Genomic DNA, 14,882 nt, shown 5'->3' on the forward strand with positions numbered 1-14,882 from the left:
TTAATGGAGAAGCGGATGAAACAGTATTTGATTGCCCCCTCGATTCTGTCGGCCGACTTTGCCCGGCTGGGTGAAGACACCGCCCGGGTGCTCGCCGCCGGTGCCGACGTCGTCCATTTCGATGTTATGGATAACCATTATGTGCCCAACCTCACCATCGGCCCGATGGTGCTGAAGGCGCTGCGCGATTACGGCATCACGGCGCCAATCGACGTGCACCTGATGGTGAAACCGGTCGATCGCCTGATCCCGGATTTCGCCGACGCGGGCGCCAGCATCATTACATTCCACCCGGAAGCCTCCGAGCACATCGACCGCTCGCTGCAGCTTATCAAAGAGCACGGCTGCAAAGCGGGCCTGGTCTTTAACCCGGCGACGCCGCTGAGCTACCTCGACTACGTGATGGACAAGCTTGACGTTATTCTGCTGATGTCGGTAAACCCGGGCTTTGGCGGCCAGTCGTTTATCCCCCAGACGCTGGACAAGCTTAAAGAAGTGCGCCAGCGCATCGACGCCTCCGGGCGCGATATCCGTCTGGAGGTGGATGGCGGCGTGAAGGTCAGCAATATCGGCGCGATCGCCGCAGCGGGCGCCGACATGTTCGTGGCGGGCTCGGCCATCTTCAACGAGCCGGATTATCAGAAAGTCATCAACGATATGCGTAGTGAGCTGGCGAAGGTTTCTCATGGATAAGCTGCAATCGATTCGCGCTGTCGCGTTCGACCTCGACGGCACGCTGGTGGATAGCGCGCCGGGCCTGACGTATGCCGTGGATAACGCGCTCTATGCGCTGGAGCTCCCCACGGCGGGCGAGGCGCGCGTCATTACCTGGATTGGCAACGGCGCCGATGTGCTGGTTGAGCGCGCGCTCACCTGGGCGCGGCAGGAAAAGGCCGCGCTGCGCGCCGCCGCAGGAAAACCGGCGGAAACGGACGCTATTCCCGAAGACGAACAGGCCCGCATGATGCGTCGGCTGTTCGACCGCTATTATGGCGAGGCCGTGGAAGCGGGCAGCGTATTATTCCCTGACGTGTACGAGACGCTTGGCGCGCTGCGCCGTCACGGTCTGGCGCTTGGTCTGGTCACCAATAAGCCGACGCCCTTCGTCGCGCCTATGCTGGAATCACTCGGCATCGCGGAATACTTCAGCATTATTATCGGCGGCGACGACGTCCAGCATAAAAAACCACACCCGGAGCCGCTGCTGAAAGTCATGGAAGCGTTGCAGGTGTCGGCGCAGGAGTTGCTCTTTGTGGGCGATTCACGCAATGATATTCAGGCGGCGCATGCCGCCGGTTGCGCAAGCGTCGGCCTGAGCTATGGCTATAACTACGGCGAAGCGATAACGTTAAGCAACCCGGATCTCGTCTTTGACCATTTCCGCGACCTACTGCCCGCGTTCGGGCTACCCCACAGTGAAAATCAGGAATTAAAAAATGAGTAAGCCCATCGTTTTTAGTGGCGCGCAGCCATCCGGAGAACTGACCATCGGTAACTATATGGGTGCGCTGCGTCAGTGGGTTAACATGCAGGACGACTATCACTGCATCTACTGCATCGTGGATCAGCATGCCATCACTGTGCGTCAGGACCCGGCCGCGCTTCGCAAAGCCACGCTGGATACGCTGGCGCTTTATCTCGCCTGCGGCATCGACCCGAAAAAGAGCACCATTTTCGTTCAGTCCCACGTGCCGGAGCATGCACAACTGGGCTGGGCGCTGAACTGCTATACCTATTTCGGCGAGCTGAGCCGCATGACGCAGTTCAAAGATAAATCCGCGCGCTACGCGGAAAACATCAACGCTGGCCTGTTTGATTACCCGGTGCTGATGGCGGCGGATATCCTGCTGTATCAGACCAACCTGGTGCCGGTGGGCGAAGACCAGAAACAGCATCTGGAGCTGAGCCGCGACATCGCGCAGCGCTTCAATGCTATCTACGGCGATATTTTCCGCGTACCGGAGCCGTTCATCCCGAAATCGGGCGCGCGCGTGATGTCGCTGCTGGAGCCGACCAAAAAGATGTCCAAGTCCGATGACAATCGCAACAACGTGATCGGCCTGCTGGAAGACCCGAAATCAGTCGTGAAGAAAATCAAACGCGCGGTCACTGATTCCGACGAACCGCCGGTGGTGCGTTATGACGTGGCTAACAAAGCGGGCGTGTCCAACCTGCTGGATATTCTCTCGGCCGTGACCGGTCAGAGCATCCCGGAACTGGAGCAGCATTTCGAAGGCAAAATGTATGGCCACCTGAAAGGCGAAGTGGCAGATGCCGTTTCCGGCATGCTGACCGAGCTTCAGGAGCGTTATCATCGCTACCGCAACGACGAAGACTTTCTGCAGAGCGTGATGAAGGAAGGGGCCGAAAAAGCCCGTGCGCACGCTGGCGAAACGCTGAAGAAGGTATACGAAGCTATCGGCTTTGTGGCCCAGCCGTAAGGTCACGCAAAGAGAAAACCGGGGTAATCCCGGTTTTTTATTGCCGCCTGTAAACCCCTCGCGCGAGGGGTTTTTTATTTCTCAGACCAACGCTTACTGATCTGCCGCCGGCCCGCAGCCGCCGATCATTTTGGAAATAGAAATCGCCGGATGGAGCAAATAGTCATAGCTGCAGGTTTTGTTTTTATTTTCGATATGGCCGGTGCAGGCGGTCAGTGATGACAGTACGGCCGCCAGCATGGCGAGTTTAATCAGGTTTTTCATTGTGCATCCCTATTGATAAAGGTTCCTAAATAACTGATATGAATATCTTTTATGATAATTCATAACGGGATGACTTTATGCAGCTCCAGGCAGGGGAAGTCAACGTCAGTAACAGGACTTGCAGGGAAGGAAAAACCGCGCGGGCGCTGTTGTTCAGCGCCGCTGGTTATCGATAGTCAGGGTGACGCGATTAGCGCGACAGAACAACTCGGAATAGTGCACGGGTTTTTGATGCTGGTCGTATGCGATTTTGCTGATGCGAAACAGCGGCTCGCCCAGCTCGCATTTCAGCCACTGCGCTTCTGCTTTGGTGGCGGTAAAAATATCGATGGTCTTTTTATCGCTTACCACCTGCGTATCGAAGCGTTCCTGAAACAGCTGATAGGTTGAAGCGCCCGCGCTGTAAATGTCGTCAAACTGCGGGTAGCGTGAAAGCGGGACCCACGAGGCGTCGATAAACAGCGGTTCGCCATCAAGATACATCACCCGGCGGAGCAGGAACATCTCGCTACCGCCCGGAATATTCAGGCGTTCGCAGAACGGATCTGCGCTGACGCGCGCCTGTTCAATCACTTCTTCTTTGGTGGGCTTGCCTTGCGACACGCCGAAATCCGTAAAGCCGCTGACGGTCAGTAAGGCGTTTTCCACTTTCTTGCTCTGCACAAACGTGCCTTTGCCCTGCCAGCGGATCAGGACGCCATCTTTCACCAGATCGCTAATCGCCTTACGAATAGTGATGCGGCTGACGTTATAGAGCGTACACAACTCACTTTCTGTGGGGATCTGCTGACCGGCCTGGTAGACGCCTTGCTCTATGTCATCAAGCAGACGCTGGCGGACAGTGGCATAAAGGAGTTGATGAGAGTAGCGCTCCGTGGCTGGCATGTATCGACCCTGAGGTTGTAGAAAACGTGGGGATGATTATAAGAGCGTTTATTGAGGAGTGACAGGGCGTTGGCGTGAGTTACGTCACGCCAACGCAGACCTTACCAGGCGCCGTGATAGCCAAGCGTTCTCGCCGCGCACTGCGTACCCTGTTTCATGGCATCAACGAGCGGCAGCCCGGCGGCGATAGCGCAGAGGAAACCGGCGATGTAAGAATCTCCGGCGCCCATCGTGTCAATCACCTGGACTTGCTCCGGCGGCATGCGCCAGAACTGCGCGCCATCCCAGGCCAGGCTGCCATGCTCGCCCAGGGTCGCGATGGCAACACCTGCGCCGCACTCCACCACCGTTTGCAGGCGGTCGCGCAGCCACGGCGTCTCTTCGTGCGCAGAGGCAAATACATAATCAAGATGCTCTGGCAGCGTGCGCCACAGCGGGCTTTCCCATTTGTCGGCAAAATCAAACGACAGCGTCTTCCCGGCGGCGTGAAGCGCCGGAAAGGCGGGATCGGCATGTCCCCAGATGGCGGAGTGAATAATATCGAACCTCATCAGCCAGCGCAGATCCTCGTCGCTGACCGTAAAGCCCGCCATCACGCCTTCGGTGTAGTCGCCAAGAACGCGGTCATTATTGCGAAGCTCCACCTGGGTCTGCGCCGTGACGCCAGGTTGAGTATGCAGATGCGAGATATCTATGCCGTACTGTGCCAGATCCTGCCTTAGCATGTCGCCATAATCGTCATCGCCGACCCAACTGACGCACGCGGGCCGCATCCCGTAGCGAGTGCTGTAAACCGCCACGTTAACGGCGTTGCCGCCGGAAAACGCCTTGCCAAGTTGCGGATAAATATCCACGCAGTTATCGCCAACCGTCGCCAGAGTTTTCATAGCGCCTCCTGCGGCAGCAGGTCGCGAAAGCGCGCCAGCGCCTGACGGGCGTAAAGCCGCGGCTCATTCATATACATGGTGACCAGCTCGATAGTGCAATAGCCGTCGTAGCCGCGGTCAGTGATATCGCGCATCAGCTCGCGCAGCGGCATTTTGCCTTCTCCGGGGATGTAGTGGCTGTCGCTTGCGCCGTCGCTGTCAACGATATGCAGATGACGCAGCTTATCGCCCAGTTTGTCGAAGTAGCTCATGACGGGCTCACCCTGTACAAACGGCGCGCAGATATCGACCATGCTGTAAAGGCGCGCAGAGGGCACCAGCGACAGTGCCCGCAGCACGTCGTTTGCGTTGCACACGACGTTGGATTCATAAGGCGTAAGTGGCTCCAGTAGCAGATCGATGCCGATATCCTCGGCGAAATCACACAGCTCGCGCAGATTATCCGCAAGGCGCTGCCAGATGGCGTCCGGCCCGGTCAGATAGCCCGCATGGGCGGCGGAGATCATCGTAAAGCCCGCGTCCATCTCTTTGGCCATTTCCATGGCGAGTTTGATCATGTCGAGGCTTTCGCGACGCATCCGCTCGTCGCCCAGCATCATGTTATAGGGATAACCATTGGTTTCCGGCGTGTAGCCAATGATCGGCATCTGATAAACGCGCGCGAGCGCTTTCACCTGGCGAATGCCGCCCGCTTTGAGATCCGGCGCAAACGCGTGCGGCCTGCCGCCCCACAGCTCCAGCCCGTCATAGCCCAGTTCGTGTGCGTCGCGAAAGGCGTGCTCCAGCGGCAGCCGCTGATGCCCGCAGGTAAACATACCCGTTTTCATAACCCTTCTCCTTGCAGCCATGCCCGGCCCCGCAGGGGCCGGGCGGTGGATTAATATTCAACAATGCCGCCGTAGTAGCGGCGATCGTCCGGGTTGTGGTCTTTGTAGATGGAGAGGTAGTAGCAGAGCCACTCCATCGGCACGAACATCAGGAACGGTGCGAGCCACGGGTGCAGCCCCTGGGAAATCTCCTCGTAATCGATAACGATGACGTTATCGGTACGCTCGCGCACAAAGCGGATGGCGCGCTCGGTGGTATGACGGCTTTCATCATTGCCAAGCAGGAACAGAAACGGCACGCCCGGCTCGACAATCTCCAGCGGCCCGTGGCGGAACTCACCGCTCTCAATGACCGAGCCGTGCGTCCAGGTAAACTCCATCAGCGTCACGATGCCCTCTTTGTAGCCGAGCGGACGCAGCGGGCCTGCGGACACGGTGTAGATCATCGGCCATTGTGACGCCTGCTCGCCGAGCTGGCGGCCTTTGTCTTCCCAGGTGCGCACCAGATACCCCAGCGCCTGCGGCAGCTTGCGGAGATCGTTTTTGATTTTGCCGATCTCAGCGTGTGGCGCCTGGCGGGTGATCATCTCCAGCACCACGCTGTAGCAGAGCAGCAGATGGATCTCCCAGATACAGTCGGCTTCATACGCCACCACATGTTCGGCGGCCTGCACGATCGGGCTGTCCGGGCGCTTGGTGAAGGCGGCGGTCAGCGCGCCGCAGGCGGAACCCAGCTCCAGCGCCTTGATGACCTCTTCGGTTTTGCCGTAGTCGGAGACGCCAATCACCGCGCATTTCGCATCGAGCCGGTGCGGCGTGTTGTCGCAGAACTCCCAGCCGGAAAGCGCGTAAACCTGAAGGCTTGAGAAGCGGTCCGCCAGGTGCTTCGCCGTCTGCGCCGCGTTAAGCGGTGAGCCGCAGGCGACAAAATAGATGCGGTCGATGCCGCGGTTGATCATCTCGTCCACAATGGCGTGTACGCGCGGCACATCCTTTTCCAGAATTTTCTCCACCTCCTGAACCATGTTTTCGGTGACCAGGAAATCCACGGTGCTTTTATCGATATTCAGCATGAAACAACTCTCCAGACAGGGTTAAGAAACATGAGCCAGGCGGCGGTTGCGCTTTTCCCAGAAGGCGTAAGCGGGCAGACCGGTGGCGATAACAATCAGGGCGCAGATAAGGCCCGGAACGGGCGCCCACACGAAGGTGGACGCAACCAGAATCAGGCTTGATGCGATGGCGGCGAAGGTCATCAGGCCGAAGGCCGGCGTGCGCCACAGCGGTTTATAGTCCTCACGCTTGCGACACCAGATGATGGAGCCGAACGTAAGCGTGTTTTTAAAGCACATCACCAGGGTGAAATAGCCGAGCAGGCTGGTAAGGTCTGACACGAAGATGAAGAAGATGCCCAGCGCGCACTGCAGGATGATGGAGACATCCGGCGTGTTGTATTTCGGGTGCACATGGCCGAAGCATTTGAAGAACAGGTTGTCTTTCGCCATCGCGTATTCCAGGCGCGGCTGGTACATCACGCAGCTGGAGAGCGAGCCTAAGATAACTATCATGGCGGTAACGGCGACAAATACGCCCGCTACGCTGCCGAGCGCCGGAATATATGTCAGCGCGTCGGAAATCGGCGTTTCGGAGGCGGCGAGTTTTTCAAACGGCATTAGCCCGGAGATAACCAACGCCAGCAGTGAGTAGAGCACCAGCACCAGCAGGCAGGAGCCAATCAGCGCCCGCGGCATGGTTCTGCCGGGGTTTTTGATTTCGCCGGTCATGTAGCAGATAGACGCCATACCGGTATAGGACCAGCTGGTGGCCGAGATACCCGCCAGCAGCGCCATCATGCCCGCCGCTGCGCTGGTGGTGGCGCTGGTTGCCGGCGCCGTGAAGTTATCGCCCTTCAGCCAGAAAACGCCGATGCCAATCACAATCGCGAAAGGAATGATTTTGGCGATGGTAATTAGCGTCTGGAACGTGGCGCCGCCTTCCACCGAGCGCAGGTGAAGCAGCATAAAGGCAAGGATCAACCCGGTGGCGAGGAGCTTACCGGTGAGCGGATCGAGTGGCACCAGAAAGCCGAAATTACTGACGATGGCGAGCGCCATAATAGAGAGCGACGGTGCGTCGTTAGCCCAGAAGCTGGCCCAGCCGGAGAGAAACGCCAGCGGACGGCTGCCGGCATTTTTCAGATAAACATAATCTGCGCCGTTTTCGGGGTAGGCGGTGGAGAGCTCCGCATAAACGCACATCTGCGGGATAACAATTAAACCGCCAATCACAAAAGCGAGCACGGTCAGCCACGGGGTGCCTGCCGCTTTCGCGACTTCACCAACCGAAACGAAAATACCGGAACCGACGGTCGTTCCGACGGAAATGGCCAGCACGGCCCAGAAGCCGAGCTTGCGTTGGAGTTCCTGGCCTTCCATATCGTTACCTTTTTAGTATTGAACAGGGTTGTAGGATTCAGAGCGCGTCGCCCGGATGAAGGCAGCAGGAGGCCGCACGACCCGTTATATAGGGTCGCGGAATGCCGTCAGGCTGTTTTCATAATGAGATGACGCATAACCAATATAACAACACATGATGAATAGTGTTGGCGAGGCAGATCACAAAATCGCCGCATGTTGGCAGGATGTAATATATTTTTAATTAATTCTTTGAAATTAAGAGGGATTTTTTTCAGGCCAGCGGTGCTGGCCTGAGAGAGGGTTATTTAGACGAGAACCAGTTGAGTTTGTCGCGTAACGCCACGACGCGGCCGACGATAATCAGGCTCGGGCTTTCCACCTGCTGCGCCAGCGCGCCCAGCTCGGTTAATACGCCTGCCACCACGCGCTGTTTCACGCTGGTGCCGTTTTCCACCAGCGCAACCGGCATCGCCGGATCCATGCCATGTTCGATGAGTTTTTCCTGAATGGCCGCGGCCTGGTTTAACCCCATATAGAACACCAGCGTCTGTTTTTCCGCCGCCAGATTGTGCCAGTCGAACTCGCCGCCGTTTTTCAGGTGACCGGTGATGAGGCGCACGCTTTGCGCATAATCGCGGTGGGTCAGCGGCAGGCCGGCGTAGGCAGAGCAGCCCGACGCCGCGGTAACGCCGGGTACGACCGAGAAGGGGATGCCCGCCTCGCAGAGGGTCTCCAGCTCCTCGCCGCCGCGCCCGAAGATAAACGGGTCGCCGCCTTTAAGGCGCACCACGCGTTTGCCGCGCTGGGCTTCACGCAGCAGGATCTGGTTAATCTCTTCCTGCGGCACGCAGTGATAGCCCGCGCGCTTGCCGACAAACACGCGATCGGCATCGCGGCGCACCAGATTCATGATTTCATCAGAAACCAGGCGGTCATAAACCACGATATCCGCCTGCTGGATCTGCTGTAGCCCTTTGAGCGTCAGCAAACCCGGATCGCCAGGGCCTGCGCCTACCAGCACAACTTCACCGCGATCGTCGAGCGGCTCGTTAAGCAGCGTTTCGGTAATGCGGGTCACAGCCTGTTCATCGTTGTTCGCCAGCGACTGCGCGAGGCGGTCGTTCACGAAAAATTTTTCCCAGAAGCGGCGGCGCTCGCTCATAGAGGTGAATGTGTGTTTAACGCGGCGGCGCAGTTGACCAGCGTAACCGGCGACTTTGCCGAGATGCTGAGGGAGCAGCGCTTCGAGCTTTTCGCGCAGCAGACGGGCCAGCACCGGTGAAGTGCCGCCTGACGAGACCGCAACCATCAGCGGCGAGCGGTCGATAATAGACGGCATGATGAAGCTCGCCTGTTTCGGCGCATCCACCACGTTGCAGAAGATGCGTCGCGCTTCGGCAGCGTCGCTGACCGCGTTATTGACCTCGTCATCGTCCGTGGCGGCGATCACCAGCCAGCAGTCGTCCAGCAGACGGGCGTCGAACGCACCCGGCGCCAGCGTCAGCATGCCCTGTTCGGCCCAGGCTTCAAACTGCGGCGCGAACGCCAGCGCGTTGACCGTAAGCGTAGCGCCTGCCTCCAGCAGCAGACGCGCTTTACGCTCCGCAACATCGCCGCCGCCGACCAGCAGGCAGGCGCGATTGCGTAACTGACAAAATATCGGCAGGTGATCCACGGCGTATCCTTCTTAACGAGCGGTTTCTGGTGCGGTCTGCGCGGCAGGCTGCGGGCGCTCTGCTTTCGGCGTAGCATACCAGTAACCCAAACCCATGAACACGGCGCCAGAAAGGGTATTGCCCAGGGTTACCCACAAGAGGTTATGCCCGATACCACTGAGTGTGAATGCCTCGTTGTGGTGGCCGAACCAGGAGAGCGCGAACAGCGTCATGTTGGCAACGGAGTGCTCGTAGCCGGAGGCGATAAAAGCCAGCAGGCACCACCAGATAGCCATAAATTTCGCTGCGCCTTCGGTGCGGATAGCCATCCAGATAGCGAGGCAGACCAGCCAGTTACAGAGCGCGCCTTTGAAGAACAGCACGGTGGCGGGCGCGCTGGTTTTTGCGAGCGCCACGGTGTGCACAAGACTGGTGTCTACCGGCAACAGACTACCGCCGCCCCAGTTGTAGAGCAGGGCGACAAATACGGAACCGACCAGATTGCCAAGCCAGGTTTGCGGCAGGATCGCCCACATCTGACCGTGGCTGATGGTGCCCGCTTTTACGCCGAGCGTCAGGAACATGGTGTGGCCGGTAAAGAGTTCAGAACCCGCGATAATCACAAGCGTCAGCGCGATGCCGAACGTAGCGCCCATCACCAGCGGGCGAATGGCGGGCTCAAGCAGGTTGCCGAGAGTGAAAATCAAAATAATCCCGAGCCCGACGTACGCACCCGCCATCGCGGAGCTGATCCAGAAACCCAGAGGATTATTTGCCGAGAGGCGAGCGATGCGGGCGGCATTCGCCGCGCACTTATTGATCGTGTCGGTAAACATAGTGGTTATCCTAAAAAGTGAGTGAAATTAAAAAATTAAGAAAATAAAAAAGATGCGTTAGTGCGGCGCGCCTGCTGGCGCGCTTATTTGTTGTTGTCCTTAACGGGCGGTCCGTTAAGCGGAACGCCGATGGAACATTGTTAATGAGCGGAGGCGCTCTGCGCGCCGTGGTGGATGCGTGGCGCTTGTCCACCCTGTGTGTCAACGCCCGCGAATCAGGGGCGGGTAAGCGAAGCGCCACCCGCCTGAAACCTGAAGGCGTTGTCTGGCCTTCCCGGGTTACGCCTTCACCTGTACCTGACCGTCTTTCACGCGCGCCTCAAAGTGCGCCACAGAACGGCTTTCATCTTCCATACAAAGCCCGTCACGCAGGCGGAAGCGCTGTTTTTTCAGCGGGCTCGCGACCCACAGGTCGCCCTGATGCTCGGCGATAATGCCGCGCGACAGGACACTCGCCTCAAAGAACGGGTCGATATTGCTGATGGCATAAACCTCTTCGCTGGCGCGAGGGCGGAAGATCGCCACCTGGTGTTCGCCTACCAGCGCGCAGACGCCGGTCGCCGGGACAATATCATCGAGCTTGCAAATGGTGTTCCACTGGCTCATACGGTTTCCTCCACGAAGGTGACGGGGATACGCTCATAAGGCGTGGCCGGACGATGCTGCTGGCGCTCCGGCACCACCTGCACGTTCGGGTCGCGGCGATCGCTGTTGACGAAGTGTTTGAAGCGGCCCTGTGCCTGCGGGTTATTGACCGTTTCGGTCCACTCGCAAATCACCGCTTCGCGCAGACGGGTCATTTCGGCTTCCAGCTGGCTGTTAAGGCCCAGCTTGTCGTCGATAATCACACTCTTCAGATAGTCGATGCCGCCTTCGAGGCTTTCCAGCCAGGAGGCTGTGCGGGTCAGTTTGTCGGCGGTGCGGATGTAGAACATCATGAAGCGATCGAGGTAGCGCACCAGGGTCTCTTTATCGAGATCCGCCGCCAGCAGGTCGGCATGGCGCGGTTTCATCCCGCCATTACCGCAGACATACAGGTTCCAGCCTTTTTCGGTGGCGATAATGCCCACGTCTTTACCCTGTGCCTCGGCGCATTCGCGCGTACAGCCAGAAACGCCGAATTTCATTTTGTGCGGGGTGCGGATGCCTTTGTAACGGTTTTCCAGCTCAACGCCGAAGCCCACGCTGTCGCCGACGCCGTAACGGCACCATGTGCTGCCGACGCAGGTTTTCGCCATACGCAGCGCTTTAGCGTAAGCGTGGCCGGTTTCAAAGCCCGCGGCAATCAGCTGACGCCAGATTTCCGGCAGGTCGTCTTTCTGCGCGCCAAACAGACCGATACGCTGAGAACCGGTGATTTTGGTGTACAGGTTAAATTCGCGGGCGATGCGACCCACTTCCATCAGTCCTTCCGGGGTAATTTCACCGCCAGCGGAGCGCGGGATCACCGAGTAGGTGCCATCTTTCTGGATGTTGGCCAGGAAGTTGTCGTTGGTGTCCTGCAACGGCGTGTGCTGCGGCTTGAGGATGTACTCATTCCAGCAGGAGGCCAGCAGGGAACCGACGGTCGGTTTACATACTTCACAGCCGTAACCCTGGCCATGTTTTTCCAGCAGTTCGTCGAAGGATTTAATGCCCTCGACGCGAATCAGGTGGTACAGCTCCTGGCGAGAGTACGCAAAGTGTTCGCAAAGGTTGTTGGTGATTTCGATGCCCTGTTTCGCCAGTTCAGCGTTCAGCACCTGGGTGACCAACGGAATACAGCCGCCACAGCCCGTACCGGCTTTGGTTTCCGCTTTCAGCGCCGCGACGGTGTGGCAGCCTTTGTTAATGGCGGCGATGAGCGCGCCTTTGGTGACGTCGAAGCAGGAGCAAATCTGCGCGCTGTCCGGCAGTTTATCAACGCCGATGGAGGGTTTGCCCTGGCCTGCGTGCGACGGCAGGATCAGCGAATCCGGGTTTTCCGGCAGTTCGATGCCGTTCAGCACCAGTTGCAGCAGGTTGCCGTAATCGCTGGTGTCGCCTACCAGCACCGCGCCGAGCAGCGTTTTGTTGTCCTCGCTGACGATAAGACGTTTGTAAATTTCTTTGCTTTCGTCGAGGAACACATAGCTGCGGGATTTCAGGGTGCGACCATGCGCGTCGCCGATACCGCCGACATCCACGCCCAGCAGTTTCAGCTTGGCGCTGAGATCCGCGCCTTCAAAACGGTTGCCAGGGTTACCGAGAATATGGTCGACCGCCACCTGCGCCATTTTGTAACCCGGCGCCACGAGGCCATAGACGCGGCTGTTCCAGCTGGCGCATTCGCCGATCGCGTAGATATCCGGGTCGGATGTCTGGCACTGATCGTTAATCATGACGCCGCCGCGCGGCGCGATGTCCAGATCGCATTGTTTAGCCAGTTTGTCGCGTGGGCGGATACCAGTGGAGAAGACGATAAAGTCGACTTCCAGCTCGCTGCCGTCGGCAAAGCGCATGGTTTTACGCGCGTCGACGCCCTGCTGCACGATTTCCTGGGTGTTTTTGCTGGTGTGTACTTTCACGCCCATGCTTTCAATTTTACGGCGCAGCTGCTCGCCGCCCATCTGGTCGAGCTGTTCGGCCATCAGCATCGGCGCAAATTCGATAACGTGCGTTTCAACGCCTAAGTTTTTCAGCGCGCCAGCGGCCTCAAGACCGAGCAGACCGCCGCCGACGACCGCGCCGCGTTTGCTGCGTCGCGCGCAGGCTTCGATCGCGTTCAGGTCTTCAATCGTGCGGTAGACAAAGCAGTCCTGCGTTTCGGAGCCTTTAATCGGCGGGATCCACGGGTAGGAGCCGGTCGCCATAATCAGTTTGTCGTAATAGACAGTGCGCCCGGCGCTGGAGTGGATCACTTTCTCCTGACGGTTGATGGTGATGGCGCGCTCGCCTACCAGCACTTTCACGCCATGCTTGTCGTAAAAGCCTTCGCGAACCAGCGACAGTTCTTCAGCGGTATGATGAGAGAAGTAGGAAGAGAGGTGCACGCGGTCATAGGCGATGCGCGGCTCCTCACAGAAGACGGTGATGTCGAACTGGCCTGGATCGGCTTTATCGAGAAGGTCTTCGATAAAGCGGTGACCAACCATGCCGTTACCGATAATAGCGAGTCTGACTTTGCTCATTTTTGCCTCGATTTCTTTTCTATTACCGCCTACCTTAACGATTCAGCACCCCCGCTTATTGATATAAATCAATTACATCTTTATATACCTCTTAAGGGGTATATCCTTGATTTTTGTGGGTTTTTATAAGTACAGGAATTGATTAGGGTTTCACGGGTGTTCGTTTTTTGAACCGATGCGGAATGAATTTTCGCCAGATAATTTTATGGCGTGAATATCTCATGCAAGGCGAGAGCGAGGTAAAACCGGGACGGAACGGGAAGCGAAACAGTGGGGAAATTAAACAGAATGTCCCCTCCCGGCCGGGAGGGGACGGATAAGGCTTAGTGCGCTGCCGCGGTTTTCGCGTGCTGGCGATGGCGGGTGACGAAGCCCAGCGCGAAGCACATTACAAACACGACGGCGTAGAGGCCGTTGGCGGTAAACAGCGCCGCCTGCGGGCCGTGATTCGCCACAATCGGGCCGGTCACGATAAAGGTCAGCATGGTGCCGACGGTACCGCAGGTCAGGATGAAGTTAACCAGCTTCGGCGAGGAGACTTTGGTCTGCTGAGAGCCGAGCGTAATGATGGTGGTGTAAATAGCGCTGGAGAAGAAACCGAGCGCCAGAATAAACCACGCCATATGCTCCGGCTTGCTGGTAATAAAGAAGTACATCAGCACCGTGGCGAGACCTGCCAGCACGGTCAGAATGCGCTGCAAATCAAAGAAGCGCAGAACGAAGCTGAAGACCCACATGCCGACCATATAAGACATCCAGAAGTTGCTCACCAGCGTACCGGCATCATTCAGGTTCATGCCAAGACCTTTGGTAGCGTATTCCGGCACCCAGCCGATAAAGCCCAGCTGGCCCAGAATGTAGCAGAGCGCGGCGATGGAGAGGAACAGCACGCCCACGCCCCATTTCTCTTTTGCGACCGGCTGGTTTTCCTGTGGGGCATGTTTGCCAAGCACCGGGAAATCACAGCCGAAAGTCAGAATGAAAATCGCGACATAGACCAGGCCAATGCAGGCGTAAACCCAGTACCACTCAATGCTGCGCGCCAGCAGAAACGCGGCGACCATCGGGAAAATCATCCCGGCCATACTGAAGAAGGAGTCAGTAAACAGCAGGCGAGAGCCGCGCTGGCGTCCTTCGTACATATGCGTAATCAGGAACGTCCCGATCGACATCGTGATCCCACTCACCAGGCCGAGCACGAACATCGCAGCGGAGAAAAGCGTCAGGCTCTGGCTGAACATCAGCGCCACTACGGCGAGCACCATCAACACAAAACCAAAGCGCAGCTGGGTTTTCAGCGGCACGATTTCCATCAGCCAGGCGTTTAAAAAGATAGAGATAAGGATCCCGGCATTCAGGAAAGTAAAGGTGTTACTCATGCTGGATACGGGCAGATGAAAATACTCTGCGATATTGCCCATCACCATCCCGGTGACGATCACCAACGCGCCGGTAAGGGCGTAGGAAAAAAAGCTGATCCATGTGAGCTTAATACGATTGCTGTTAGTCATGACTGGCCTG

14 protein-coding genes are annotated in these 14,882 nt (G+C 57.8%); 3 read left to right on the plus strand and 11 right to left on the minus strand.

What is annotated here, in order from left to right; translation table 11 throughout:
- The first annotated feature begins 15 nt into the window (after positions 1 to 15).
- From rpe to trpS, 3 genes are read left to right on the plus strand one after another with little or no spacing between them, the layout of a single operon-like run.
- Positions 16 to 693 (plus strand): ribulose-phosphate 3-epimerase, encoded by a 678-nt coding sequence (rpe, locus tag AFK63_RS00160; RefSeq protein ID WP_038867103.1) that lies wholly within the window; start codon positions 16 to 18, stop codon positions 691 to 693.
- Positions 686 to 1,444: a phosphoglycolate phosphatase gene (gene gph, locus AFK63_RS00165; RefSeq protein WP_038867105.1), complete on the plus strand. Its 759-nt coding sequence runs from the start codon at positions 686 to 688 to the stop codon at positions 1,442 to 1,444. The genes rpe and gph overlap by 8 nt, the downstream gene beginning before the upstream one ends.
- Positions 1,437 to 2,441, plus strand: coding sequence for a tryptophan--tRNA ligase (trpS, locus tag AFK63_RS00170; protein ID WP_038867107.1), 1,005 nt, complete (start codon positions 1,437 to 1,439; stop codon positions 2,439 to 2,441). The genes gph and trpS overlap by 8 nt, the downstream gene beginning before the upstream one ends.
- A 93-nt stretch (positions 2,442 to 2,534) precedes the next feature.
- Here the strand turns inward: trpS and AFK63_RS19930 are convergent, their stop codons facing one another.
- From AFK63_RS19930 to tsgA, 11 genes are all read right to left on the minus strand, one after another.
- Positions 2,535 to 2,705 (minus strand): YhfL family protein, encoded by a 171-nt coding sequence (locus AFK63_RS19930; protein WP_038867109.1) that lies wholly within the window; start codon positions 2,703 to 2,705, stop codon positions 2,535 to 2,537.
- A gap of 153 nt (positions 2,706 to 2,858) precedes the next feature.
- Positions 2,859 to 3,590, minus strand: a complete 732-nt coding sequence (locus AFK63_RS00175) for a GntR family transcriptional regulator (protein ID WP_038867111.1) — start codon at positions 3,588 to 3,590, stop codon at positions 2,859 to 2,861.
- A gap of 101 nt (positions 3,591 to 3,691) precedes the next feature.
- Entirely contained in the window at positions 3,692 to 4,477 is a 786-nt protein-coding gene (gene frlD, locus AFK63_RS00180; RefSeq protein ID WP_038867113.1) for a fructoselysine 6-kinase, read from the minus strand.
- On the minus strand, positions 4,474 to 5,304 hold the full coding sequence (frlC, locus tag AFK63_RS00185) for a fructoselysine 3-epimerase (protein WP_038867115.1): 831 nt from the start codon (positions 5,302 to 5,304) through the stop codon (positions 4,474 to 4,476). The genes frlD and frlC overlap by 4 nt, the downstream gene beginning before the upstream one ends.
- Before the next feature lie 50 nt (positions 5,305 to 5,354).
- Entirely contained in the window at positions 5,355 to 6,377 is a 1,023-nt protein-coding gene (gene frlB / locus AFK63_RS00190; RefSeq protein ID WP_038867116.1) for a fructoselysine 6-phosphate deglycase, read from the minus strand.
- 21 nt (positions 6,378 to 6,398) lie between these two features.
- Positions 6,399 to 7,739 carry a fructoselysine/psicoselysine transporter FrlA gene (gene frlA / locus AFK63_RS00195; RefSeq protein ID WP_038867119.1) on the minus strand — a complete coding sequence of 447 codons (1,341 nt, stop codon included), beginning with the start codon at positions 7,737 to 7,739 and terminating at the stop codon, positions 6,399 to 6,401.
- 283 nt (positions 7,740 to 8,022) lie between these two features.
- Entirely contained in the window at positions 8,023 to 9,396 is a 1,374-nt protein-coding gene (gene cysG, locus AFK63_RS00200; protein ID WP_038867121.1) for a siroheme synthase CysG, read from the minus strand.
- Between the two features lie 12 nt (positions 9,397 to 9,408).
- The gene (gene nirC / locus AFK63_RS00205) at positions 9,409 to 10,212 is read right to left on the minus strand and encodes a nitrite transporter NirC (RefSeq protein WP_038867123.1); all 804 of its coding nucleotides are present in this window, start codon (positions 10,210 to 10,212) and stop codon (positions 9,409 to 9,411) included.
- Positions 10,213 to 10,491: 279 nt separating this feature from the next.
- The gene (nirD, locus tag AFK63_RS00210; RefSeq protein ID WP_038867125.1) at positions 10,492 to 10,818 is read right to left on the minus strand and encodes a nitrite reductase small subunit NirD; all 327 of its coding nucleotides are present in this window, start codon (positions 10,816 to 10,818) and stop codon (positions 10,492 to 10,494) included.
- Positions 10,815 to 13,361 carry a nitrite reductase large subunit NirB gene (gene nirB / locus AFK63_RS00215; protein ID WP_038867127.1) on the minus strand — a complete coding sequence of 849 codons (2,547 nt, stop codon included), beginning with the start codon at positions 13,359 to 13,361 and terminating at the stop codon, positions 10,815 to 10,817. The genes nirD and nirB overlap by 4 nt, the downstream gene beginning before the upstream one ends.
- Positions 13,362 to 13,684: 323 nt before the next feature.
- Positions 13,685 to 14,872, minus strand: a complete 1,188-nt coding sequence (gene tsgA / locus AFK63_RS00220) for an MFS transporter TsgA (protein WP_038867129.1) — start codon at positions 14,870 to 14,872, stop codon at positions 13,685 to 13,687.
- Between the last annotated feature and the right edge of the window lie 10 nt (positions 14,873 to 14,882).

This window comes from Cronobacter muytjensii ATCC 51329, assembly GCF_001277195.1.
GTDB lineage: Bacteria > Pseudomonadota > Gammaproteobacteria > Enterobacterales > Enterobacteriaceae > Cronobacter > Cronobacter muytjensii.

Bases quoted from the DNA above. Each gene is read 5' to 3' on its own strand.
- rpe (WP_038867103.1), top strand. From the start codon at position 16: ATGAAACAGTATTTGATTGCCCCCTCGATTCTGTCGGCCGACTTTGCC.
- gph (WP_038867105.1), top strand. From the start codon at position 686: ATGGATAAGCTGCAATCGATTCGCGCTGTCGCGTTCGACCTCGACGGC.
- trpS (WP_038867107.1), top strand. From the start codon at position 1,437: ATGAGTAAGCCCATCGTTTTTAGTGGCGCGCAGCCATCCGGAGAACTG.
- AFK63_RS19930 (WP_038867109.1), bottom strand. From the start codon at position 2,705: ATGAAAAACCTGATTAAACTCGCCATGCTGGCGGCCGTACTGTCATCA.
- AFK63_RS00175 (WP_038867111.1), bottom strand. From the start codon at position 3,590: ATGCCAGCCACGGAGCGCTACTCTCATCAACTCCTTTATGCCACTGTC.
- frlD (WP_038867113.1), bottom strand. From the start codon at position 4,477: ATGAAAACTCTGGCGACGGTTGGCGATAACTGCGTGGATATTTATCCG.
- frlC (WP_038867115.1), bottom strand. From the start codon at position 5,304: ATGAAAACGGGTATGTTTACCTGCGGGCATCAGCGGCTGCCGCTGGAG.
- frlB (WP_038867116.1), bottom strand. From the start codon at position 6,377: ATGCTGAATATCGATAAAAGCACCGTGGATTTCCTGGTCACCGAAAAC.
- frlA (WP_038867119.1), bottom strand. From the start codon at position 7,739: ATGGAAGGCCAGGAACTCCAACGCAAGCTCGGCTTCTGGGCCGTGCTG.
- nirC (WP_038867123.1), bottom strand. From the start codon at position 10,212: ATGTTTACCGACACGATCAATAAGTGCGCGGCGAATGCCGCCCGCATC.
- nirD (WP_038867125.1), bottom strand. From the start codon at position 10,818: ATGAGCCAGTGGAACACCATTTGCAAGCTCGATGATATTGTCCCGGCG.
- nirB (WP_038867127.1), bottom strand. From the start codon at position 13,361: ATGAGCAAAGTCAGACTCGCTATTATCGGTAACGGCATGGTTGGTCAC.
- tsgA (WP_038867129.1), bottom strand. From the start codon at position 14,872: ATGACTAACAGCAATCGTATTAAGCTCACATGGATCAGCTTTTTTTCC.